Origin of the sequence: Streptomyces sp. NPDC005551 (assembly GCF_042871785.1) — a bacterium.
Lineage (GTDB): Bacteria > Actinomycetota > Actinomycetes > Streptomycetales > Streptomycetaceae > Streptomyces.
The window spans coordinates 1-22,544 of the sequence record NZ_JBIAJE010000014.1; the positions used below are offsets into that span (position 1 = coordinate 1).

General features: G+C 72.2%; 17 protein-coding genes. 9 read left to right on the forward strand and 8 right to left on the reverse strand.

Annotated features, from left to right (window positions below; genetic code table 11):
- Positions 1-502: 502 nt before the first annotated feature.
- Both ACFYP4_RS31090 and ptsP read left to right on the forward strand, forming a co-directional pair.
- Positions 503-952: a PTS glucose transporter subunit IIA gene (locus tag ACFYP4_RS31090; protein ID WP_358855343.1), complete on the forward strand. Its 450-nt coding sequence runs from the start codon at positions 503-505 to the stop codon at positions 950-952.
- 77 nt (positions 953-1,029) lie between these two features.
- Complete coding sequence (gene ptsP, locus ACFYP4_RS31095) at positions 1,030-2,700, forward strand: phosphoenolpyruvate--protein phosphotransferase (protein WP_358855344.1); 1,671 nt, start codon at positions 1,030-1,032, stop codon at positions 2,698-2,700.
- A 72-nt stretch (positions 2,701-2,772) separates the two neighbouring features.
- Here ptsP and ACFYP4_RS31100 read toward each other — a convergent pair whose 3' ends face one another.
- Both ACFYP4_RS31100 and ACFYP4_RS31105 read right to left on the reverse strand, forming a co-directional pair.
- Positions 2,773-3,663 (reverse strand): hypothetical protein, encoded by an 891-nt coding sequence (locus tag ACFYP4_RS31100; RefSeq protein WP_388789981.1) that lies wholly within the window; start codon positions 3,661-3,663, stop codon positions 2,773-2,775.
- Positions 3,664-3,914: 251 nt separating this feature from the next.
- The gene (locus ACFYP4_RS31105; RefSeq protein WP_388789984.1) at positions 3,915-5,882 is read right to left on the reverse strand and encodes an acetoacetate--CoA ligase; all 1,968 of its coding nucleotides are present in this window, start codon (positions 5,880-5,882) and stop codon (positions 3,915-3,917) included.
- A 213-nt stretch (positions 5,883-6,095) separates the two neighbouring features.
- Between ACFYP4_RS31105 and ACFYP4_RS31110 the strand changes: the two genes are divergently transcribed.
- Positions 6,096-8,462 (forward strand): glycoside hydrolase family 31 protein, encoded by a 2,367-nt coding sequence (locus tag ACFYP4_RS31110; protein WP_388789987.1) that lies wholly within the window; start codon positions 6,096-6,098, stop codon positions 8,460-8,462.
- Positions 8,463-8,498: 36 nt separating this feature from the next.
- On the opposite strand, the gene ACFYP4_RS31115 is transcribed toward ACFYP4_RS31110, so the two are convergent.
- Together ACFYP4_RS31115 and ACFYP4_RS31120 are read right to left on the reverse strand one after the other, a co-directional pair.
- The gene (locus tag ACFYP4_RS31115; protein ID WP_388789990.1) at positions 8,499-9,038 is read right to left on the reverse strand and encodes an NUDIX domain-containing protein; all 540 of its coding nucleotides are present in this window, start codon (positions 9,036-9,038) and stop codon (positions 8,499-8,501) included.
- 92 nt (positions 9,039-9,130) lie between these two features.
- Positions 9,131-9,940 (reverse strand): M15 family metallopeptidase, encoded by an 810-nt coding sequence (locus tag ACFYP4_RS31120; RefSeq protein ID WP_358855349.1) that lies wholly within the window; start codon positions 9,938-9,940, stop codon positions 9,131-9,133.
- A 229-nt stretch (positions 9,941-10,169) separates the two neighbouring features.
- On the opposite strand from ACFYP4_RS31120, the gene ACFYP4_RS31125 reads away from it, so the two are divergent.
- From ACFYP4_RS31125 to glpK, 5 genes are all read left to right on the forward strand, one after another.
- Positions 10,170-10,604 (forward strand): Zn-ribbon domain-containing OB-fold protein, encoded by a 435-nt coding sequence (locus ACFYP4_RS31125; protein ID WP_388790155.1) that lies wholly within the window; start codon positions 10,170-10,172, stop codon positions 10,602-10,604.
- A 4-nt stretch (positions 10,605-10,608) separates the two neighbouring features.
- Complete coding sequence (locus ACFYP4_RS31130; RefSeq protein WP_358855350.1) at positions 10,609-11,799, forward strand: lipid-transfer protein; 1,191 nt, start codon at positions 10,609-10,611, stop codon at positions 11,797-11,799.
- 192 nt (positions 11,800-11,991) lie between these two features.
- The gene (locus tag ACFYP4_RS31135) at positions 11,992-13,644 is read left to right on the forward strand and encodes an EAL domain-containing protein (RefSeq protein ID WP_388789993.1); all 1,653 of its coding nucleotides are present in this window, start codon (positions 11,992-11,994) and stop codon (positions 13,642-13,644) included.
- Between the two features lie 631 nt (positions 13,645-14,275).
- On the forward strand, positions 14,276-15,058 hold the full coding sequence (locus ACFYP4_RS31140; RefSeq protein ID WP_358855351.1) for an MIP/aquaporin family protein: 783 nt from the start codon (positions 14,276-14,278) through the stop codon (positions 15,056-15,058).
- Between the two features lie 42 nt (positions 15,059-15,100).
- On the forward strand, positions 15,101-16,618 hold the full coding sequence (gene glpK / locus ACFYP4_RS31145) for a glycerol kinase GlpK (protein WP_388789996.1): 1,518 nt from the start codon (positions 15,101-15,103) through the stop codon (positions 16,616-16,618).
- Positions 16,619-16,732: 114 nt separating this feature from the next.
- Here the strand turns inward: glpK and ACFYP4_RS31150 are convergent, their stop codons facing one another.
- From ACFYP4_RS31150 to ACFYP4_RS31165, 4 genes are all read right to left on the reverse strand, one after another.
- A complete protein-coding gene (locus ACFYP4_RS31150; protein ID WP_358855353.1) occupies positions 16,733-17,338 on the reverse strand; it encodes an ATP/GTP-binding protein in 606 nt (201 codons plus the stop codon).
- Positions 17,339-17,590: 252 nt separating this feature from the next.
- Entirely contained in the window at positions 17,591-17,986 is a 396-nt protein-coding gene (locus ACFYP4_RS31155) for a DUF742 domain-containing protein (RefSeq protein ID WP_358855354.1), read from the reverse strand.
- 9 nt (positions 17,987-17,995) lie between these two features.
- Positions 17,996-18,436: a roadblock/LC7 domain-containing protein gene (locus ACFYP4_RS31160; protein ID WP_358855355.1), complete on the reverse strand. Its 441-nt coding sequence runs from the start codon at positions 18,434-18,436 to the stop codon at positions 17,996-17,998.
- Positions 18,433-21,357, reverse strand: coding sequence for a nitrate- and nitrite sensing domain-containing protein (locus ACFYP4_RS31165; RefSeq protein ID WP_358855356.1), 2,925 nt, complete (start codon positions 21,355-21,357; stop codon positions 18,433-18,435). The genes ACFYP4_RS31160 and ACFYP4_RS31165 overlap by 4 nt, the downstream gene beginning before the upstream one ends.
- 434 nt (positions 21,358-21,791) lie before the next feature.
- Here ACFYP4_RS31165 and ACFYP4_RS31170 point away from each other — a divergent pair, with 434 nt between their 5' ends.
- Positions 21,792-22,505, forward strand: a complete 714-nt coding sequence (locus ACFYP4_RS31170; protein WP_388790001.1) for a hypothetical protein — start codon at positions 21,792-21,794, stop codon at positions 22,503-22,505.
- The last annotated feature ends 39 nt before the right edge of the window (positions 22,506-22,544 follow it).

Consider the following 22,544-nt stretch of genomic DNA (forward strand, 5'->3'; position numbering starts at 1 on the left):
GGAAGGTTCACAGCGTCCTCGCTGATGTTTTCTTCAAAGGAACCTCGTCCCAGCTGATGCTGGAGACGGGGTATCAACATATCTGGCGTTGATTTCTGGCACGCTGTTGAGTTCTCAAGGAACGGACGCTTCCTTTGTACTCACCCTCTCGGGCTTTCCTCCGGGCGCTTCCCTTCGGTCTTGCGTTCCAAACTCTACCAGTGATTTTCCGTCTCCCTGACCGCCGGACCCCGGACATGGGGAACGCATCCCGAGATAGGATCTGACGAGTTTGGATGCTGCCGGGCAAGGACACGCGTTCGCATCGCTCAGCCCCAAGCAGGAGTACGACTCTACCTCCGCCCCCCGAGTGGGTGCAAATCCGTTGGAGAGGTGGTCTAGACCTCTACTCGGGAGCTATCGTGCGGAAGCGGCAGTTCATATGACATACGCTGCTGAACAGTGCGCCGTCCGATACAGGGAGTGACGGCCCATTTGAATCTCCACCCCTGGGAGGCTTCCCATGACCACCGTGACGTCCCCTCTTGCAGGACGCGCCATCGGGCTCGCCGCAGTGCCGGACCCCGTCTTCTCCGGAGCCATGGTCGGCCCGGGTACGGCGATCGACCCCGTGCGTGAGGCCTCCGAGGCGGTGGCCCCCGTTGACGGAGTCATCGTCTCGCTCCACCCGCACGCCTTCGTCGTGGTCGACGACCAGGGCCACGGCGTGCTCACCCATCTCGGCATCGACACCGTGCAGCTCAACGGGGAGGGCTTCGAGCTCCTCGTGAACAAGGGCGACACCGTGGCCCGCGGCCAGTCCGTGATCCGCTGGAATCCGGCCGACGTGGAGGCCGCGGGCAAGTCCCCGGTGTGCCCGGTGGTGGCGCTCGAGGCCACCGCGGAGTCTCTCTCCGAAGTCCGCGAAGACGGCGACGTGAAGGCCGGCGACAGCCTCTTCGGCTGGCAGTGACGGCGGTGCCGTCACGGGACGGCACCGGGACAACCACCGCGGCGGCGGGACCCGCCGCACTATCGGAGACGGGTGAGATGGAGACAACGCTGCGAGGCGTCGGCGTGAGCCACGGTGTGGCGATCGGCGAGGTTCGGCACATGGGAACGGCGGTTCTCGAACCGCCGGCCAAGCAGATTCCCGCGGAGGACGCGGAGCGCGAACAGGGGCGCGCCCGCAAGGCCGTGGAAGCTGTGGCGGCCGATCTGACGGCACGCGGCAACCTGGCCGGTGGCGAGGCGCAGGCGGTGCTCGAGGCCCAGGCCATGATGGCCCAGGACCCCGAGCTGATGGCCGACGTCGAGCGGCGTATCGCCGTCGGCAGCACGGCGGAGCGAGCGGTCTACGACGCGTTCGCCGCGTACCGGGCGCTGCTGGCGGGTGCCGGTGAGTATCTGGCCGGACGCGTGGCCGACCTCGACGACGTACGGAACCGGATCGTGGCCCGGCTGCTCGGCGTGCCCATGCCGGGTGTGCCGGACAGCGACGAGCCGTACGTCCTCATCGCGCGTGATCTCGCCCCGGCGGACACCGCGCTGCTCGACCCGACTCTCGTCCTCGGTTTCGTCACCGAGGAGGGTGGCCCCACCAGCCACAGCGCGATCCTCGCGCGGGCGCTGGGTGTTCCCGCCGTGGTCGCGCTTCCCGGCGCGGGCGAGCTCGCCGAGGGCACGATGATCGCGGTGGACGGCAGCACCGGTGAGATCTTCGTCGAGCCGAGCGCCGAGAAGAAGGCTCAGCTGGAGGCCGCGGCAGCCGCGCGCAGGGCCGCGCTGTCGGCCTCGACCGGTCCCGGCGCCACCTCCGACGGGCACAAGATGCCGCTGCTCGCCAACGTGGGCGGTCCTTCGGACGTGCCGGCCGCTGTCGAGGCGGGTGCCGAGGGCGTAGGACTGTTCCGTACCGAGTTCCTCTTCCTGGACGACAGCAAGAACGCGCCGTCCGAGGAGAAGCAGGTGGAGGCGTACCGCCAGGTGCTCGAGGCGTTCCCCGAGGGCCGTGTCGTCGTGCGGGTGCTCGACGCCGGTGCGGACAAGCCGCTCGACTTCCTGACTCCGGCGGACGAGCCCAACCCCGCCCTGGGTGTGCGCGGGCTGCGCTCACTGCTCGATCACCCGGACGTGCTGCGTACCCAGCTGACCGCTCTGGCGAAGGCCGCGGAGGGACTGCCGGTCCATCTCGAGGTCATGGCGCCGATGGTGGCGGACCGCACCGACGCGAAGGCGTTCGCCGACGCGTGCCGGGAGGCCGGGCTGCGGGCGAAGTTCGGCGCGATGGTGGAGATCCCGTCGGCCGCGCTGCGGGCGCGCTCGATCCTTCAGGAGGTCGAGTTCCTGTCGCTGGGGACGAACGACCTCGCGCAGTACACGTTCGCCGCGGACCGGCAGGTGGGTGCGGTTTCCCGGTTGCAGGATCCCTGGCAGCCCGCGCTGCTGGACCTGGTGGCGCTGTCCGCCGAGGCGGCGAAGGCCGAGGGCAAGAGCTGTGGTGTCTGCGGTGAGGCCGCGTCGGACCCGCTGCTCGCCTGTGTGCTGACGGGTCTCGGGGTCACCTCCCTGTCGATGGGCGCCGCGTCGATTCCGTATGTGCGGTCGACGCTGGCGAAGTACACGCTGGCGCAGTGCGAGCGTGCCGCCGCCGCCGCGCGTGCCGCGGACACCGCCGAGGAGGCGCGGAGCGCGGCTCAGGCGGTGTTGTCCGGCGAGTAGGCGGGACACGTCGCCGGGCGACCGGCTGTGGTGAGGGGCGCTCCGCCTGCGGGTGGGGCGCCCCTCCTGTGTTCAGTGCCTGTGCCCTCCGTCCCGTCCGTCCTCTCCCAGGTCGGGTGGCGCGCAGTAGTCGACACCGGACTCCGGGGAGACGAGGTCTCCGGAGTCGAGGTCGGTGCAGTACGCGTCGAAGACCTCGGCCGCGGTGAGGGGCTGGAGGTTCTCGCCGCGCAGGCGCCAGCCGTGGACCCGGTCGGTCGTGCCGGGGGCGCTGGTGCGCATGACCAGTCCGGCCGGTGTCCCGGTGGCGATGCCGAGGGCGAGGACCGTGGCGAATTCGAGGGCCTCGGTCTCGTCCGGGCTCGTGGAGTCCTCGGCGGCTTCGGTGTGGAGTACGGCCATGAGCGCTTCGGGCGTTGTGGAGACGCTCAGTACGAGGTGGTGTTCGCCGGGGCCGGCGGTGTCGAGGATGCGGGTGAGCAGGTGTGTGGCCCGGGTGAACGCGGCGCGTCCGATGTCCTCCCCGCAGGACGCGCAGTCGCCGATGCGGGCCAGGAGTGTGGTCGCGTACTCCCAGGTGGCCTGTCGGACGGCTTCGTCCACGAGGTCCGGGACGAGTTCGGTGAGGGGCTGTCCCTCGTACGGGAGGGTGGGGCCCGTCGCGGCCAGCTCGGCCGTGAAGCGGGTGCGGCTGGACGGGGCGTCGGGGTCCAGGCCGCTGTGGGTGCAGAACTCGGCATACTCCTCGGGGTCGAAGAGGGCCACGGTGGTGTGGCTGCCCTCCGCGGCGAGGGTCGTGAGGAGGGCTTCCACCTGTCGGAGGTAGGTGCGGTGGTCGTCGAAGGTGAAGGTCCGGTAGCGCCGCATCGCCGCGAAGTCCTCTTCGTCGGTGAGCAGGCCGATGGTGCCGGCGATCTCGCGGCGCACAACGCGCCGCATGGTCCGGTCCTGGGTGTGCGCCATGTTTCCCCCTGTGCGCGGTCGATCAATGGTCACTCACAGTAATCGACGGCACTGACAATGCCTCCCCGTGGATGCGGTCACGGACGAGGCGGTGCTGGATTCCGCAGGTCAGCGCGATGACACCGCCGAAGACCGGTCCAGCCGAGGGGGCCGGCGGCGATGGCCGCGGTGACGGCCAGTGGTCCCACGCTGCGCTGGTCGGACGGGGCGAGCGCGTGGACGCCGAGGCCGCCACCCTCTCCGGGGGCTGATCAGGAGCGCTCGCGGGCCAGGTCCTCGTAGAAGCGGAGCAGTTCGACGTTGTCCACGGAGCCGACGTTGACCGCCTTTTCGAGGGAGGCGCCCTGGAGAAGGCGTTTCACGGGGACCTCGATGCGCTTGCCCGTGAGGGTGTGCGGGATGCCGGGCACCTCGATGACCTCGTCGGGGACGTGGCGCGGCGAGAGGTGTTCGCGGATGGTCCGCCTGATGCGGTCCAGGAGGGCGTCGTCGAGTTCGGCTCCGGGGGCGAGATGCACGAAGAGGGGCATCCAGTAGCCGCCGTCGGGTTGTTCGACACCGATGACCAGGGATTCCCTGATCTCGGGGAGCCGCTCGACGGCCTCGTAGATGTCGGCGGATCCCATCCGTACGCCCTGGCGGTTCAGGGTGGAGTCGGAGCGGCCGTGGATGACGACGGAGCCGCGCGAGGTCACGGTGATCCAGTCTCCGTGCCGCCACACTCCGGGGTACGTGTCGAAGTAACTGCCGTGGTAGCGGCTGCCGTCGGGGTCGTTCCAGAAGCTGACGGGCATGGACGGCATCGGGTTGGTGACCACGAGTTCGCCGACCTCGTCGACGACGGGCTTCCCGCCCGGGTCCCAGGACTGGAGATCGGTGCCGAGGCCCGGGGCCTGGAGTTCGCCGATGTACACCGGGAGCGTCGGTACGGCGCCCGCGAAGCAGGAGCACACGTCCGTGCCGCCGCTGACCGAGGCGATCCACAGGTCGTCGCGGACCTCGTCGTGCAGCCAGCGGAATCCGTCGGGCGGCAGGGGCGAGCCGGTGGTGGCCACGCACTGGACACGTGAGAGGTCGAAGTCCCGCGAGGGGTGCACGCCTGCTTTGCGGCACGCCATGACGTAGGCGGCGGAGGTGCCGTAGAGGGTGGCTCCGGTGCGCTCGGCGATACGCCACTGCGCTCCGGTGTCCGGGTAGCCGGGGCTGCCGTCGTACAGGACGATCGTGGTGCCGGTGAGCAGGCCGGAGACGAGGAAGTTCCACATCATCCAGCCGGTGGACGTGTACCAGAAGAACCGGTCCCGCGGGCCGAGGTCGCAGTGCAGGCCGAGCTGCTTGAGGTGTTCGACGAGGATGCCGCCCTGGGACTGGACGATCGCCTTCGGCAGGCCCGTCGTGCCCGAGGAGTACAGCACCCACAGGGGATGGCCGAAGGGCACCGGCTCGAAGACGGGCTCCACGTCGCCGGCCGTCAGCTCGGACCACTCCAGGGCGCCCTCGGGGGCGGCGGTGCCGAGCAGCGGGATGTGCACGACGGCGCGCAGGGTGGGCAGTTCGCGGCGCAGCTCGGCGACGGTGTCGCGGCGGTCGTGCTCCTTGCCGCCGTAGCGGTAGCCGTCGACGGTGAACAGGACGACGGGTTCGACCTGCTGGAAGCGGTCCAGGACGCTGCGGGCGCCGAAGTCGGGGGCGCAGGACGTCCACACGCCGCCGACGGCGGCCGTGGCGAGCAGGGCCACCACGGCCTGCGGGATGTTGGGGAGGTAGCCGCTGACCCGGTCTCCGGGGCGCACTCCGAGGGCGCGCAGCTCGGCGGTCAGGGAGCCGACCTGGCGGCGCAGCTCGGACCAGCTCACGGGGCTCGGCTCGTGGGTCTCGTCGACGTACAGCAGGGCGGGCTCGTCCGCGCGGGTGTCCGCGGCGCGCAGGGCGTGCTCCGCGTAGTTCAGCGTGGCCCCGGGGAACCACTCGGCGCCCGGCATCGAGCGGTCGCCCAGCACGCGCGCGAAGGGAGCGGAGAACCGTACGTCGAACCATTCGGTGACGGCTTTCCAGAACGTGTCCAGCTCGTCGACGGACCAGCGGTGCAGCGCCGCGTAGCCGCCCGAGGCCGGGGCTCCGTGGTGCTCGGCCGCCCAGGCCTGGAACCTGGTGACCTGGGCGCGGTCGATACGTGCCTGGTCGGGCTGCCAGAGCGGCGAGGCGTTCGCTGAGGACATGGGGCGGCTCCCGGACTGTGCGCGTCGTGTGCGTCTGGCGCGCACGGGCAGGGGTGTGCGCGTCACGCGGCTGACACGGACGATGCCATGTGATCGACTTCTACACCAGGGCGCGCCGCACATAGTCCGTGTCGTGAAGATGTGCCCTCGCCATGGGTGAACGGCAGTTGAACGGCTCACCCCCGAGGCACCGTGAATGGCAGGCTGCACAGCATGGACGGTCGTGACCTGGTGCGTTCGGTGAAGGCGATCGGTTCGGGGGGTGCCGCCCGGGGGCTGCGCACCGTGCGAGCCGCATGGCGCAGGAGGCGGCTGGACGCCGCCGGTCTGCCGCAGCGGGACGGCGAGCGGGCGCGGGTGCCGGGACCGGTGCTGGGGGCGGAGCCGGGACCCGGTGGCGGGGTCGTCACGTTCACGCGGTCACAGCTGCGGATCAGCGTGGCGGTGAACGGATCGGTGTTCTGGGGCTGGGACGGTGCGGGACCGGTGCCGTCCCACGCGCTGTCCGGCCGCTGCCCCGAACCGGATCCGCGGGCCGTTCTGGAACCCGACAAGGACGGCGGCTGGCGGATCGTCGCGGAGCGCGTCACGGTCGCCGTGTCGCGGCACGGAGCGGTCGAGGTGCGTACGCCCGGCGGGGTGACCCTGCGGCGCGATCTGCCGCCCCGGTGGTGGGAGACGCCGGAGGGCGGCGCGGCGCGCTGGATGCAGCGTTCCGAAGTGGCGGCGGACGCGCGCTTCTTCGGTCTGGGGGGACGGGCCGCCGGGGTACGGCTGCGCGACGGCACCTACCGGCTGTGGAACACGGATCCCGGCCGCGCGGCCGGGCCCGGCGACGACCCGCTGCACATCACCATGCCGGTGCAGCTGGTGGTGGCCGAAGCGGCGACGCATCTGGTGTTCCACGACACCTCGTGGGACGGCACGGTGACGCTGCGGGAGGGCGAGGAGGGGGCCGGCTCCGGACACGACCGGGTGGGCACGTGCCGGCTGAGGATGGACGGCGGTCCGCTGCGCTGCTGGGTGCTGGTGGGCACCCCCGCGCGCGTGCTGCACGCCTGGGCGGCGCTCACCGGGGCGCCCGCGCTGCCGCCCGCCTGGGCGCTCGGGCACCATCACGTGCGCTCGGAGCTCGACGGCGAGGACGAGGTGCGGCGGATGGTGGCGGGCTATCAGGAACGCGACCTCCCGCTCGACGCGGTCCATCTGGACGCCGGCCACCATGAAGCGCACCAGGCATTCACGGTGGACCGGGAACGCTTCCCCAAGCTGCCGGTGCTCGCCGACGAACTGCGGCGGGACGGGATCCGGCTGGTGTCGGTCGTGGAACCCGCGGTCGGGTCCGTGCCGGGCAACGCCGTCCGCGACAGCGGGACGGCCGAGGACGTCTTCGTGCGCGACGCCGGGGGCCGGCTCGTGGAGGCGGTGGGCCGCCCCGGGGAGTCGCTCTTCCCCGACTTCACCGACGCGCGGGTGCGGCGCTGGTGGGGACGGCTCTACGAGGAACGGATCGGCCAGGGCTTCGCGGGGTTCTGGCACGACATGGACGAGCCGACGTCGTTCACGGCGTTCGGTGAGAACACGTTGCCGCGTTCGGCCCGGCACTTCCTGGAGGGCGCCGGCGGGGACCACCGCGAGGCGCACAACGTCTACGCCCTGTGCATGGCCCGGGCGGGGTACGAGGGGCTGCGCGAGATATCACCCCGGGAGCGGCCGTTCGTCCTCTCGCGATCCGGGTGGGCCGGGATGCAGCGTTACGGCGGGGCCTGGTCGGGCGGCGTGTCGGCGGGGTGGCCCGGGCTGCGGGCCTCGCTGTCGCTGGTGCTGGGGCTCGGCCTGAGCGGGGTGCCGTACTCGGGGCCCGACGTGGGCGGTCGCGACGGGCGCCTGTCTCCCGAGCTGTATCTGCGGTGGCTGCAGCTGGGGGCGTACCTGCCGCTGTTCCGTACGCACGCCGGCCCGCGGGCGGGGCGTGGGGAGCCCTGGGAGTTCGGCGACGACGTGCTGGCGCACGCGCGGGTGGCGCTCGTCGAGCGGCGCCGCCTGCTGCCGTACTTCATGACTCTGGCGCATCTCGCGCGGCGCACCGGAGCGCCGTACGTACGTCCCCTGTGGTGGGGCGCGACCGAGGACCGGGCGTTGCGTGACTGCGAGGACGCCTTCCTGCTCGGTGACTGTCTTCTGGTGGCGCCCGTGCTGCATCCGGGAGCGGACCGGCGCGCGGTGCGGCTGCCGCGCGGACGCTGGTACGACACCGCGACCGGGAGGGCGTACGAGGGTCCTGCCCAGGTGCTGATCGACGCCCCCCTGTCCCGGATTCCGGTCCTCGCGCGGGCGGGTGCCGTGGTGCCCGTGCGGGGTGACGACGGCAGCCTGGAGCTGGACGTGTGGGCGCCCGCGCGTGGCCGCACCGGAGGCGGTCTGGTGGTGCAGGACGCGGGTGACGGGTGGAGTGAGGCGCGGATCGAACGCTATGTGACGCGTTGGGAGGGCCGGCGGCTGGTGGTCGAGCGGCACGGCGAGGACGGTCCCGGCGAGCCGCCGCACCGGGTGCGGCGGCGGGGGCCCGGAGCGGACTGAGTGAGCGCCGGGCGGACCCGCGCCGCCGGGAGGTGCTCAGATGTAGCGTCCCTCGAACCAGGCCCGGACGGCCAGCGTGTGCAGCGGGAAGGCGAGTTCCGTCGGCCTGCGGAGCAGGTGCCAGCCGTCCGTCTCGTCCGTGGCGGCGGATTCCGGAAGGTCGGCGGCGGGGCGTTCGGGGAGCAGACCGAAGAGCAGGAGGTGCCCGTCGGGGGAGCTCATCGCGTCGGCGAGCCGCACCTCGCGGCCCGCCGCGTCGATGCCCGTCTCCTCCTGGAGTTCCCGCACCACGGCGTGACGCCAGTCCTCCCGGTGGTCGACGAACCCGCCGGGCAGGGCGAGGCCGCCGAGCGCGGGGGCGATGGTCCGGGTGATGACCACCAGTGCGGTGCCCCGGGTGTCGTACACGGGTTGCAGGGCCACCGCGACCGGCAGGGGATTGCGGTAGGTGACCGTGCCGCACGCGGCGCAGGTGCGGGGCCAGCCGGAGACGCTCTCTCCGTAGGGCGCCCCGCAGCTGGAGCAGTGCGAGCCGGGTGCGGCGCCGGCGGTCGGCGTGTGGTGGGTTGCGGACACGCGGCGGACTGTATCCGATCATGCGGGGGGCGTCTGCGGGGAGGCCGACAGGACGCCGCGGAGCCGTCCGGCGCCGGCCCCCACGGCGGCGCTCAGTGCGCCGGTGTCAGCGACCTCCTGCTCACCGGGAAGTCGAAGTAGGTGTCCGGGTAGGGCTCCGGCTTGTACGTGTAGTGCCACCACTCCTCGGCGAGGTTGACGAAACCGAGTCCTTCGAGGGTCCCCTTCAGGAGCAGCCGGTGCGCGCGCTGTTCGCCCTGGACGCGCGGGTCCAGGGTGTGCGCGAGCGGGTCGAAGCAGTCGTAACCCGTCCCCATGTCCACGGAGTTGTCGGGGAAGCGCTCGCTCCGAGGGGCGTAGCAGGGCACGAGCGGCTGCCCGGGGACGTACGGCCGCGTCGGCCGGGCCGGCAGCTCGACGATCGTCAGGTCCAGGGTGGAGCCGCGGCTGTGTCCGGACTTCTCGGCGATGTAACCGTCCTCGAACAGGCGGGACTTGTCGACCTGCGGATAGAACTCGGGCTTCATCCGCTGGTCGTCGAGATCCTTGGCCCAGCGCACGAAGTGGTCCACCGCGCGCTGCGGCCGGTAGCAGTCGTAGACCTTGAGGCTGTAGCCCTTGCGCAGCAGTTCCGTCTGGGCCTTGTGCAGGGCCTCGGCGGCGGGCCTGGTCAGGATGCAGAGCGGCTGCCGGTAGCCGTCGATGCGCTCGCCCACGAAGTTGTGCGGGGTGAAGTAGCGCATGTCCTGGCGGATCGTGTGGTCGACGGATCTCAGGGCCACGAAGTCGTCGGGGGCCCTCGGCCCGGGCTCGGCGCGGGCGGTGGCGGAGGCTGCGGCCACGGACAGCAGGGCCGCGAGCGTGGTCACCAGGCCCCGGACGGCGGCGGAGAGTCGTGTCATGCCCCTGCGTCTACCAGGCCGGGGTCGCGTCTGGGAAGGGTGCGCGGGCGCGCCGCGTCTCCACGCCGAGTGACGGGATCATGTACGGACGGCGCGCCGCGTCCCGCCGGCTGACGGGGATCACGTACGGACTCCGGTGCCCTGCCCAGTTCCCGTCACCCGTGACACACTTCTGACGTACCGTCAGATCTGGGGCTCTGGAGGGACCGTGGCGCGCACACGCACACCGGTGGTGGCCGGATGGTTCGCCGGGGACGGGGACGGTTTCCGTCTGCTCGGCACGCGCTGCTCGGCGTGCGCCTCGGTCTTCTTTCCCCGCGAGGACGTCTTCTGCCGCAACCCCGGGTGTGCCGGGGGCGCGTTGACGGAGGTGCCCCTGTCCCGGCGCGGACACGTCTGGTCGTACACGGACAGCCGGTACCGGCCCCCGTCACCGTACGTGTCCGACCCGGAACTCGCCTGGCGCCCGTACACGTTGATCGCGGTGGAGCTGGCCGCCGAGCGCGTCGTCGTGCTCGGACAGGCCGTTCCCGGGGTCACCGTCGCCGACCTGGCGGTGGGCATGGAGGTGGAGCTCGTCCCCGGGGTGCTGAACGAGGACGCGGAGACGACGTGGACGACCTGGCACTGGCGGCCCGTGGGGGCGTCCGGCGACGGAGGGTGACGGCATGACGGGTGACGTGGCAGTGATCGGCGCGGGCATGCACCCCTGGGGCAAGTGGGGGCGCGGCTTCGTGGAGTACGGGACGGTGGCCGCCCGGGCCGCGCTCGCCGACGCGGGGCTCGACTGGCGCGACGTCGGCTCGATCGTGGGCGCGGTCACCGTGCGGGGCGGCTATCCGGGGTATGTGGCGGGCGCGACGTTCGCCGGGGCGCTGGGCTGGCAGGGGGCCCGGGTGACGAGTGTCTACGCGGCCTGCGCCTCCGGGGCCCAGGCCGTCGACGCGGCCCGGGCGCAGATCCTCTCGGGACTCGCGGACGTGGTGCTCGTGGTCGGCGCGGACGCGGCGCCCAAGGGATTCTTCCGGCCGGCGGGCGGGGACCGGCCCGAGGACCCGGACTGGCTGCGTTTCCGGGTCCTCGGGGCGACCAATCCGGCCTACTTCGGGCTCTACGCGCGGCGGCGAATGGCCGTGCACGGGGACACCCCCGAGGATTTCGCGCTGGTCAAGGTGAAGAACGCGGCGGCCGGCGCGCTGAATCCGCACGCGCGCTACCGCAGACGGGTCACCGCCGAGGAGGTGGCCGCCTCGGCGGTCGTCGCGGATCCGCTGCGGCTGCTCGACATCTGCGCGACCTCGGACGGCGGCGCGGCGCTCGTGCTGTCCAGCCTGGAGTTCGCGCGGCGGCACGGCGCGGCCGACGCCGTGCGCATCCGGGCCGTGTCCACGGTGACGCCGCGCTACCCCAGGACCTTGCTGGATCTGCCGGACATCGCCACGGACTCCGCGGTGACGGTGACCGCCGCCGACGGGACGTTCCGTTCGTCCATCGTCCGCGCCGCGTACGAGGAAGCGGGGGTCGGCCCCGGGGATCTCTCCCTCGCCGAGGTGTACGACCTGTCCACGGCAATGGAGTTGCAGTGGTACGAGGATCTGGGGCTGTGCGGCGAGGGCGAGGCGGCGAAGCTCCTCCGGGAAGGTGCGACGGCGCTGGGCGGGCGCATACCGGTGAACGTCAGTGGCGGGCTCGCCTCGTTCGGGGAGGCGGTCCCGGCACAGGCCATCGCGCAGGTGTGCGAACTGACCTGGCAGTTGCGGGGGGACGCGGGCGACCGGCAGGTGACGGGCGCGCGGGTGGGGATCACCGCCAATCAGGGCCTGTTCGGGCACGGTTCGTCCGTGGTCGCCGTGCGGTGACACCGACGGACCCGGGAGACGCCCCGGAAGAGGGACACCGGTACGCGGACGAACGAACAGGAGTACACGGACGGGGTGTACGGACGGCCGCGTCCGGACAGGTGTGCGCACGGAGTGTGACCACCCGGGAATCCTGCATGAACAGCGCGTGAATCGCGCCCGGTCGCGCGTGAGCGGCGCCATCATGCTTCCGTGCACTCCTGGACGGAAACTCTGCGCTTCGCCTTCCAGCCGGTGGTCAACCTGGCGACCGGAGGGGTCGCCGCGCTGGAGATACTCGCGCGTCCGGAGGCCGGCGACATCCTCGCGGAGGCCCGTCGCGACCCGGAACTCGACGGGAGGGTGGCCGCGTTGGCCATCCGTGCGGCGGCTCGCAAGGAGACGCTGCTGCCGCTGCACGTCAACGTCTTCGCCGGGACACTGGCCGACCTCGGAGGCCTGGCCGCACTGCGCGACGCGGTACGGGACGCGGGGCGGATGACGTGGGAGGTGACCGTCGACGTCGGGCCGCCGTACACGCACGTGCCCCGGCAGGTGCTGCTGGAGGCGGTCGCCGGGCTGCGGGCGGACGGCTTCCGGATCTGTGCGGACGGTGTCGGGGACGGCGACGTACCCCTGCGGCTGCTCACCGACCTCGCTCCTGAGCTGATCAAACTCGACGCGTCCCTGCTGTGCCGTCCGGCGGCGGTGCGGGCGATGCGGACGCTGTGCGAGCAGTCGGGCGCCCTGCTGTCCGTCGAGGGCGTGGAGACGGAGGCGCAGTGCGCGGCGGCGGTGGCCGCGGGTGCGCAACTGGCACAGGGTCAGCTGTTCGCACCGCCGGCGCGACTGCCCGCCGCGGACGTGTACGTCCCGGCGGTGGCACCCGCCGTGACGGCCGTGCCCCGTTCGGGGCCCTCGGTGCGGCAGTTCGTGCGGCCCGCCGCGCTGCTGCCCGCGACGGCATCCGCGGGGCGGGTGCGTGCGCTGCTCACGGGGGCCGCCGACGTGTCGGGAGTACTGCTCGTGGACGCCTTCGGTGTGCCCGTGCGTTCGGTGCACCGGTCCCGCTTCCTGCTGTCGATGTCGGGGCGGTACGGGCATGCCCTGTACGCCGACCGGCCGGCCGTCAGGCTCGGGGACCCACCGCGCACGGTCGGCGTCGACGCGACGGCGTGGGAGGTGCTCGACGTGGTCGCGGGCGGAGACCGGGACCGTACGTCCGACGACGTCGCCGTGGTCGACGGGCGCGGGCGGTGCGTGGGCGTCGTGCGGCTCGCCGACCTCGTACGGGCATTGGCGGAGACCCGGGTCGAGGAGGCGGCGGGGCTCAACCCGCTGACCCGGCTGCCCGGTTCGGACGCCATCACCGAGGAGGTGGACCGGCGGATCGCGGACGGCCGGACGTTCGCGCTGAGCTGGCTGGACGTGGACCACTTCAAGCGGGTGAACGACGGGGCCGGGTTCGCGGCCGGGGACGAGCTGATCCGGGCGGTGGGGCGGGCGTTGCAGCTCGCCGCGTCCGAGGACGTGCGTGTGGGGCACATCGGCGGCGACGACTTCCTGGTCCTCGCGGACCCGGACGGGCTCGACCGGGTGGCCGCCTCGGTGCTCGACACGCCGTGGTCGGCGGGCGGGCTCGCCGTGACGCTCTCCCTCGCCACCGTCCTGTGCCCACCCGGAAGTGTGAGCGGTCACCGGCAGGCCGCCGCCTGTCTCGCACCGCTCAAGCAGGCGGCGAAGGCCCTGCCGGGGGCGAGCTGGATCCTCGGGCGGGCGGGGCTGCCGGGCCACGAGGTGCGCCGGGGGCCCCTGGCCGGGCCGACGCCTCACGCTGCCTGCGCCGCCGGCACTCACCCCAGGTGAGCCGGGGGCCGCGGTGGCGAGCGACTGCCCTCTGTGGACGGCGCGTCAGCCTTCGTAGCTGCAACAAGCGGTCTGCATTGGGGCGTTGACGACGTAGGGCGGACCGACCGTCCTTCACCGGACGAGGCGTCAGCCTTTACGGCATCAACGGGCGTCCCTCGCACGAATGTTGCCGACGCACGGTGGCGGGGACGACCGCCCTCCCCCGGGCGGCGCGTCCACTCGCGTGCGGCGTCAACGGGGCGCCCTTGCAAGGGCGTTGACAGCGCGGGACGGCAGGACCGCCGGTGTCGGGGCTCTCTCCGCTCCCCGGACGCCGCACCCGCGTGGTGCGCGGCCCGTGGTCGCGAACCGTTCCGGTCGGCGACCTTGACGCCCCCTGAGTGCCGGTGAACACTTCCCGGTGTCAGTCGGCATCGCCGCATTCGGGCGTCTTCAGGCGCTGTACCGCAAGGGTTCCCGCCTGCACGAAGGGCCATCCCCCACGGGCGATTCCGCTGCTACGGCACGCTCGTCACGGACGCCGGGCGGGGCGCGGGACTCTCCCTGCCCTCGGCTGAAGTAGCCATGGGAAACGCACCCTGCACGGTGGACCGGGGCCCCCGCCCCGGGCGAGGGCCTAGGAGCCGCCATGAGCAACGGAGACATATTCGTCGGTGAGGTCATCGGTACCGCGATCCTCATCCTGTTCGGTGCCGGAGTGTGCGCCGCCGTCACCCTCAGATTCTCGAAGGCGCGGGCCTCCGGCTGGATCGTCATCGCGTTCGGCTGGGGCTTCGCCGTACTGGCCGGCGCCTACACCGCCGCGCCCCTGTCCGGCGGTCACCTCAACCCCGCCGTCACCATCGGCGTCGCCGTCGACACCGGCGTGTGGGACAAGGTCTGGGTCTATGTGCTGGGCCAGATGGTGGGCGCCATGCTCGGCGCCGTCCTCGCGTACCTGGTCTACCTCGCGCAGTTCCAGGCCAACGTCCGCAAGACGGGAACCACGGAGGGGACGGTGGACGAGCCGACGCCGACCCTGGGCATCTTCTCCACCATCCCCGAGATCCGGAACCCGGTCGCCAACCTGATCACCGAGGTCATCGCGACGATCGGCCTGGTGCTTCCGATCCTCGCCTTCGGCAAGAACGTCGGCATCGGCATCGGCCCGGTCCCCGGCGAACAGGGCATCTACGGTTCCGGCATCTCCGTCCTGCTGGTGTCCCTGCTCGTCGTCGGCATCGGACTCTCCCTCGGCGGACCCACCGGGTACGCCATCAACCCGGCGCGGGACCTGGGCCCGCGCATCGTGCACACGTTCCTGCCCATTCCGAACAAGGGCACCTCCGACTGGGGCTACTCCTGGGTCCCGGTCGTCGGCCCGCTGATCGGCGGGGCGCTCGCCGGCCTCATCTACAACGCAGCCTTCTGACCCGAGCTGACCCGAGCTGACCCGAGCGACCAAGGGGTATCCATGCCGGACAACGCCGAGAAGTACGTCGCCGCAATCGACCAGGGCACCACCTCCAGCCGCTGCATCGTCTTCGACCGGGCCGGCGCGATCGTCGCCGTCGACCAGCGCGAGCACCGGCAGATCTTTCCCAAGCCCGGCTGGGTGGAGCACGACGCGACCGAGATCTGGTCCAAGGTGCAGGCGGTGGTCGCGGGAGCGGTCGCCAAGGCCGGGCTGCGCGCCGACCAGCTCAGCGCGCTGGGCATCACCAACCAGCGTGAGACGACGGTCCTGTGGGACCGCGCCACCGGCAAGCCCGTGCACAACGCCATCGTCTGGCAGGACACCCGGACCTCCGCCCTCTGCGGCGAACTGGGCGGCACGGACGGGCAGGACCGCTTCCGCGAGCAGACCGGACTGCCGCTGGCCAGCTACTTCTCCGGGCCCAAGGCGGCCTGGCTGCTGGACAACGTACCGGGCCTGCGCGCCCGGGCCGAGCGCGGCGAGATCGCCTTCGGCACGATCGACTCCTGGCTGATCTGGAACCTCACCGGCGGCACGGCGGGCGGGCGGCACGTCACCGACGTGACGAACGCCGGGCGCACCATGCTGATGAACCTGGAGACACTCCAGTGGGACCCGTCCATCCTCTCCGCGATGAACATCCCCGAGGTGATGCTGCCCGAGATCAGGTCCTCCTCCGAGGTGTACGGGACGGCCGTGGGCCAACTCGGGGGCGTCCCGGTCGCGTCGGCGCTCGGCGACCAGCAGGCGGCCGTGTTCGGGCAGGCCTGCTACGACGTGGGCACGGCCAAGAACACCTACGGCACCGGCAGCTTCCTGCTGCTCAACACCGGCAGCCGGCCCGTTCCCTCGAAGAACGGCCTGCTGACCACGATGGGCTACAAGATCGGGGACGAGGCGCCCGTCTACTGCCTGGAGGGCTCGATCGCGATCACGGGGGCCCTGGTCCAGTGGTTCCGCGACCAACTCGGGATCATCCGCAACGCCGACGAGATCGAGACGCTGGCCGCGAGCGTCGAGGACAACGGCGGGGCGTACATCGTGCCGGCCTTCTCCGGCCTGTACGCGCCCTACTGGCGCTCCGACGCCCGCGGTGTCGTCACCGGCCTCACCCGTTACGTCACGAAGGCACACCTGGCCCGGGCGGTTCTGGAGGCCACGAGCTGGCAGACCCGCGAGGTCGTGGACGCCATGTACCAGGACTCCGGGGTCCGAATCACCACCCTGAAGGTCGACGGCGGCATGACCGGGAACAACCTCCTGATGCAGCACCAGGCGGACGTCCTCGGGGTGCCCGTCATCCGTCCGAAGGTGTCCGAGACGACGTGTCTGGGCGCCGCGTACGCGGCCGGGCTCGCGACGGGTGTCTGGAGCGGCCTCGACGAACTGAAGACGCACTGGCGGAAGGACGTCGAGTGGACGCCGGCCATGGAGGCCGCCGAGCGGGACCGCGAGTACCACAACTGGCGCAAGGCGGTCGAGAAGAGCTTCGGCTGGCACGAGGAGGACGTGTGAGCCGACCTGGGTCCACGCGCGCGTGAGCGTCCCGTGAACCACGCGCGCGTGCGAAGTGCGGCTCGTACCCCGGTCGGCGGGGGTACGGGCCGTACGCACGGGCCCGGCCCGCGGTCAGGTGGTGACGGACTCGCGGCGCCCTGCGGCCTGTTGCATCGCGTGCTGGACGACCCGGATGAGGACTTCCTTGGCCGATCCCCGGTCCCGCGCGTCGCAGAGCACCACGGGGACACCGTCGTCCAGGTCGAGCGCCCTGCGGACGTCCTCGGCGGGGTGCCGGGCGGCGCCCTCGAAGCAGTTGACGGCCATCACGAAGGGGATGGAACGCCGCTCGAAGTAGTCGACCGCGGCGAAGCAGTCCTCCAGGCGGCGGGTGTCCGCCAGGACGATCGCGCCCAGGGCCCCGGTGGCGAGTTCGTCCCACAGGAACCAGAAGCGATCCTGTCCGGGCGTCCCGAAGAGGTACAGCACCAGGTCCTCGCGGAGGGTGATGCGCCCGAAGTCCATCGCGACGGTCGTCGTCCTCTTGCCCTCCACGCCGCTGACGTCGTCGACCGGGCGCCCCGCCTCGGTGAGCATCTCCTCCGTCCGCAGCGGCCTGATCTCGCTGACCGCGCCGACGAGGGTCGTCTTCCCCACGCCGAAACCGCCGGCCACGAGGATCTTGAGCGTGACGGGCTCGACCGGAGGCTTGCCGCGCTCAGTACGCCCGAAGATCATCGATCTCTTCTCCTGCTTCGCTGGTGTCGGACGGGGCGGACCGTGGCCGCCACCGCCGGGGTTCGCTGACGGGTACGTCTGGGGAGCGGGCTTCTGCCGTAGCACTTCCGCCACATCGCGTGCCGGTCCCGCCGGCGTACCGACCCGGCCCGCGCCGAGCTCTCCCGGCTCATCCCGTGCCGTACGCCGCCGTCGCCGCGCCGGACCGCGAACCCGTGGGGCAGGCACGTCGTCACCGTGATCCCGTGCCGCTCAGAGCGCCCGGAGGCCGCTGATCACGTCGCGGAGGATGCTCTCGTCCGGCAGCTCCGCGGGCGGTACGGGACGGGTCACGTGGACCAGTTCCTCGTCCACGAGGTCGCCGATCAGGACGCGTACCACCCCGATGGGAAGGTCGAGCTCCGCGGCGAGTTCGGCGACCGACTGCGGTGCGTCGCGGCAGAGTTCGACGATGTCCACGTGCTCCGGGGACAGCGCCTGGTCCGCCTCGGGATCGTCCGCGTGGGTCTCCGTGACGACCACCGCGATCAGGTCCAGCCGGTGCTGGCCCGGGCTGGTGGTGCGGCCCCGCGTCATGGCGTACGGACGAACCACCGGTCCGGCGTCGTCGTCGAACCAGTGGCGTGTTGCGTGACCGTCTCCGCTCATGCCATCCCACTACCCGTCGGCGGGCAGGTCGGTGCGCGGAGCGGCGCCCAGATGTACACCGACCCGCTTGACCAGGAGCGTCATCTCGTAGGCGACCTGTCCGATGTCCGACTCGGCCTCGGAGAGGACGGCGAGGCAGCTGCCGTCGCCCGCGGCCGTGACGAACAGGAAGGCGTCGTCGAGTTCCACGATCGTCTGCCGGACACTGCCCGCCTCGAAGTGCCGGCCCACCCCCTTGGCGAGGCTGTGGAATCCCGAGGCGACGGCGGCCAGGTGCTCGCTGTCCTCCCGGGTCAGGTCCTTGGAGACTCCCGTGGGCAGTCCGTCGCCGGAGAGCACGATCGCCTTGCGGATACTGGCGACCCGGTCCACCAGGTCGTCGAGGAGCCAGTTCAGCTCCCCCGACGTCGCGCTGCTCACGGGGTGCCCTGCGGCCTTCGGTGCGGTCATCGACCGTCTCCCTCTGTCGTTCCTTGTGCTGAGCCGTCATGGGCATCGTCGCCCCCGGCGTTCTCCTCGCGGCCGCGCTGCCAGCCCCGCTGGAGCGAGGCCATCCGGCTGCGCACGTCGTCGGCGTCGCGCTCGGCGGGTTCCGCGCCGCCGCTCCCCGATCCGTCGCGCTCGGTGCGCCGCGCGGGTCCGTCCTTCAGCTGCGGCGCGAGGCTGGCCTGCCGTACGCGGCGGGGCAGCGGGCCCGCGTCCGGTGAAGCGGTCGCGGGACCGGGGTGCGCGCCCGTCTCCTCCGTACCGGCCGGGCGGCCCGGGCGGCGTGCGCCCGACGGCCGGGCGGGAGCCCCGGGGGCCGTGCCGTCGAGGCGTCCGGGGGTGTCGGGGTGTTCGGCGGGGGCCGGCGGGACGGGGTCGCCGCCGGAGCGGCCCGGCGCCTCGCCGCGTCCGGCGCCGGACCGGCTCGCCGAACCGGCCGGCTCGGTGCCGGAGTGTGCGGGTGCCGCGCCACGGGAGCCGCGGCGCGCCGCGGACGGCCGGGTGTCCTCGAACTCCGCGCGTCCCGGGGCCGGGGGTTGCAGGCCCAGCGGTTTTGTCCCGTCGGGATCCCCGCGCCGGGTCCGGACGTCCGACACCGGGCGTCCGTGGGAGCTGACGAGCTTGGGTGCCCTGCGACGCTGCGGCAGCGGGACGGGGGCGTCCGGACGGTCGGGCCCAGCGGGGCGCGCGGTCTCCCCCTGGCCCTCGCGGGCCTGCTGGTGCTGTTCGCCGAGGACACCGGTGAGGGAGCGGCGCGGCCAGAAGAGGCCGTCGCGTTCGCCGTCGTCCTCGCCGAGGGTTCCCGGAAGGCCGTCCAGGCCGTCGAGACCGACCGGAGCCTCCAGCTCGACGGGACCGTCCAGGATCGAGGCGGGCAGTCCGGGCAGGCGCACCGGGACCTCGGACAGGGCCGCGGTGCGGTCCTGCCCGGTCTCGGCCTCCTTCGTGGCCGCCGCGCGGTCGAGGCGGAAGCCGATGCCGTTCGTGTCCGGGACGTCGTCCGTGAGCAGCGCGTCGGGGATGAAGACGACCGCGGTGGTGCCGCCGTACGGGGACGGCTGCAGGGAGACCCGGACGTTCTGCCGCTGCGCGAGCCGGCTGACCACGAAGAGGCCGAGCCGGTCGGTGTCGGACAGTTCGAACTCGGGGGTCTCGGCGAGCCGGAGGTTGGCGTCGAGCAGGGCCTCGGCCGCCATGCCGAGACCGCGGTCGTGGATCTCCAGCGTGAAGCCGTTGGCGACGCGTTCGCCGAGGACCTGGACGGCCGTGTGCGGGGGTGAGAACACCGTGGCGTTCTCCAGGAGTTCGGCCACGAGATGGGTGAGGTCGGCGACCGCGGGGCCGGTGACCGCGACGCGCGGCAGACGGCGTACCTCGATGCGCTCGTAGTCCTCGACCTCGGCGACGGCGGCGCGGACGATGTCCATGAGCTGGATGGGCTTGCGCCACTGCCGGGAGGGGGCGGCTCCGGAGAGGATGACCAGGCCCTCGGCGTGGCGGCGCATGCGCGTCGTGAGGTGGTCCAGGCGGAACAGGTCGGCGAGTTCGTCGGTGTCCTCGGTCCTGCGTTCCATGGTGTCGAGCAGGGTGAGCTGCTTGTGCAGCAGGACCTGGCTGCGGCGGGCGAGGTTGACGAAGACATCGGAGACGCCTTCGCGCAGCTCGGACTGCTTGACGGCGGCCTCGACGGCGGCCCGCTGCAGGGTGTTGAGCGCCTGGCCGACCTCGCCGATCTCGTTCCTGTCGTACTCAAGGCGCGGCACTTCCGTCTCCACGTCGACCTGTTCACCCGCGGAGAGGCGGCGCATGACGCTGGGCAGCCGGACGCCGGACGCCTCGTGGGCCTCCAGGCGCAGCCTGCGCAGGTCACGGATCAGGCTGCTGCCGATGCGTACGGACATGAACAGGGAGACGAGCAGGGCGGCCAGGCCGAGGACGCCGGCGATGGCCGCCTTGACGATGACGTTGACGGCCAGGGGGTGGACCCGGTCCTGGTAGCGGTCCCCCGCCTCGTCACCGAGCCGGTCCAGTTCGGCGAGTGCCCGTCCGGCCGTCTCGTCCCAGCTCTTCGCGGTGACTCCGCGGGGGGCGCCGGGGGCGGAGCCGATGACGGACTGTTCGGCGTTGCGGAGCGGGGCGGTGACGGCGTTCTTCCAGTAGCGCTCGAAGCGGACGCGCTCGGCGGCGGGCAGCAGCGGCAGGCTGGTGTCGTACAGGAGGCCGCGCTGGGCCACGAGGTCGGAGACGTCGCGGATCTCGTCGTCGGTGAGCCGGCCCGCCACGAGCGCGGATCCGAGGAGCGCGTCCTCACGGGAGAGCAGTTCCCGGGCGCGGGCGACGTTGGCGAGGGCGCGCCCCTGCTTGTCCATCTCGACGTCGTCGAGCACGTGGAGGTTGGCCAGGAGGACGTAGCAGGGGTCGACGAGTTGGTTGTAGAGGCCGAGGGCCTGGGTCCGGTCGACGGTGCCCTCGTCGATGCCGCCCCGCAGCGAGTCGAGTCCGCCGAGGGCGTCGAGGATCGAGGTGACACGTTCGCCGGTGCCCTCGCTCATCTCCGCCCGTACGTCGTGGTCCTGGGCGTTCCGGCGGACCTTCGCGACGGCCTTGTCGGTGGCGGCCCGGCTGCGTCCGAGTGCCGCCCGGGCGTCCGAGGCGCGGGGGTCGGCGAGGTACACGAGGCTCTGACGGCGTTCCTGCTGGAGGACGGCGATGGTGTCCTCGGTGGGGAAGGCGACCTTCTCCACGACGTCCGACACGTCGAACAGGTGGAGCGCCTCGCGTCCGGTGAGCACCGTGGCGAAGCCCCAGATCGCGGTCAGGGACACCAGCGGCACGAGCAGCAGCGCCACGATCTTCCGGCGGATGGACTTCCCGCGAAAGCGCATGGCCTCCCCCAGCTCGACCCCCGCTGGTCCGGGGGCACACATGTGCGTCAACAAACGGCGTGAGCCTACTACCGACGCACAGGTATCTCGAAGGGCTGTCCGAACCCGCATCTGCCGTGAACTGAACGGGACATCAGTAGTTGTCGGTGCATTGCGGGAGATTGCCTCCCCCGTTCCGGCACCCGTGCCCACCTCGCAAGCCGCCGGCGCGGGTTGCTGGTTGGCCGGAATTCTTCGGTGGTCGGGAATCTTCGCGGGAGGTCGTTCGTCTTTCTGTACGGGAATGAGTGGCGGAATCGGCCACAAGGCGTCGCATGCCGCGCCCGGGCCGCGTAGAACAGCGCAAACCGGGCAGCCACTGGGAAGCGGGAGTCTTCGGAGGTCTCGGGGGTACCAGGGCAAGCGGTCTGCTGGGGATGGGGAGTGACGTGTTGATGGGCACGGTGGAGCGCGAGGCGCTCAGGAGCGGCGTCGCGGCGCCGGTGACGGCACGGCGGGGTCCGCAGACACCCGAGCCCGGCGCCCCGGTGAGCGAACGCCGTGCGACGACGGCCGGGGGGCAGGCTCCGCACGCCGCGGTCGAGTTCACGGACCCGCGCGGGTCGACCTCGCGGGGAGACGCCGCCGCCGCCGGCCGGGTCACCTCGGAGGACGGCTCCCCGGCCGGGCGCCGGTCCGCCCCGGCGACGGACCGCTCGGGCGCGCGTCGAGTCGCCGCGGACGGCGGGACCGCCACCCGGGAGGATGAAGAGCGTTACTACCGGCCGTTGTGGGTCGAGGAGCCCGCGCGCAGGCGGCGGTTGCCGGATCCCGTGCGTACGGCGGCGGTGCGCGCGGTGATCATCATCGCGGTGACGCTCACGCAGGCCGTGATCGCCTTCCTGTGCACTCTGGCCGGCTCCTGGCTGGCGTTCCCGATGGTGCTCAGCAGCGTGGCCTGCACGGTGGTCGCCACCTGGGCCGCCCTCGACGTCTGGGTGACCCGCCAGGTGTGGAATCAGCGCCATGGAGTGGTGTCCGTACCGAGCAGCACGGCACGCGCGCTCAGGCGCGAGCGCCGCGTGGCCCGGCGGCACGCCCGGGCCACGGAGCGGCCCGAGGGGCGGATACGCCGCCGGGGCGGAGCACGCCGGCTGTCGCACTCGTAGGACGAGACGGGCGACGGACGAGACGGGCGACGCGGACGG

Coding starts and splice junctions, on each gene's coding strand:
- ACFYP4_RS31130 (WP_358855350.1), top strand. CDS start 10,609: ATGACGGGTGACGTGGCAGTGATCGGCGCGGGCATGCACCCCTGGGGC.
- glpK (WP_388789996.1), top strand. CDS start 15,101: ATGCCGGACAACGCCGAGAAGTACGTCGCCGCAATCGACCAGGGCACC.
- ACFYP4_RS31155 (WP_358855354.1), bottom strand. CDS start 17,986: ATGAGCGGAGACGGTCACGCAACACGCCACTGGTTCGACGACGACGCC.
- ACFYP4_RS31120 (WP_358855349.1), bottom strand. CDS start 9,940: ATGACACGACTCTCCGCCGCCGTCCGGGGCCTGGTGACCACGCTCGCG.
- ACFYP4_RS31150 (WP_358855353.1), bottom strand. CDS start 17,338: ATGATCTTCGGGCGTACTGAGCGCGGCAAGCCTCCGGTCGAGCCCGTC.
- ACFYP4_RS31110 (WP_388789987.1), top strand. CDS start 6,096: ATGGACGGTCGTGACCTGGTGCGTTCGGTGAAGGCGATCGGTTCGGGG.
- ACFYP4_RS31105 (WP_388789984.1), bottom strand. CDS start 5,882: ATGTCCTCAGCGAACGCCTCGCCGCTCTGGCAGCCCGACCAGGCACGT.
- ACFYP4_RS31165 (WP_358855356.1), bottom strand. CDS start 21,357: ATGCGCTTTCGCGGGAAGTCCATCCGCCGGAAGATCGTGGCGCTGCTG.
- ACFYP4_RS31170 (WP_388790001.1), top strand. CDS start 21,792: ATGGGCACGGTGGAGCGCGAGGCGCTCAGGAGCGGCGTCGCGGCGCCG.
- ACFYP4_RS31100 (WP_388789981.1), bottom strand. CDS start 3,663: ATGGCGCACACCCAGGACCGGACCATGCGGCGCGTTGTGCGCCGCGAG.
- ACFYP4_RS31090 (WP_358855343.1), top strand. CDS start 503: ATGACCACCGTGACGTCCCCTCTTGCAGGACGCGCCATCGGGCTCGCC.
- ACFYP4_RS31160 (WP_358855355.1), bottom strand. CDS start 18,436: ATGACCGCACCGAAGGCCGCAGGGCACCCCGTGAGCAGCGCGACGTCG.
- ACFYP4_RS31140 (WP_358855351.1), top strand. CDS start 14,276: ATGAGCAACGGAGACATATTCGTCGGTGAGGTCATCGGTACCGCGATC.
- ptsP (WP_358855344.1), top strand. CDS start 1,030: ATGGAGACAACGCTGCGAGGCGTCGGCGTGAGCCACGGTGTGGCGATC.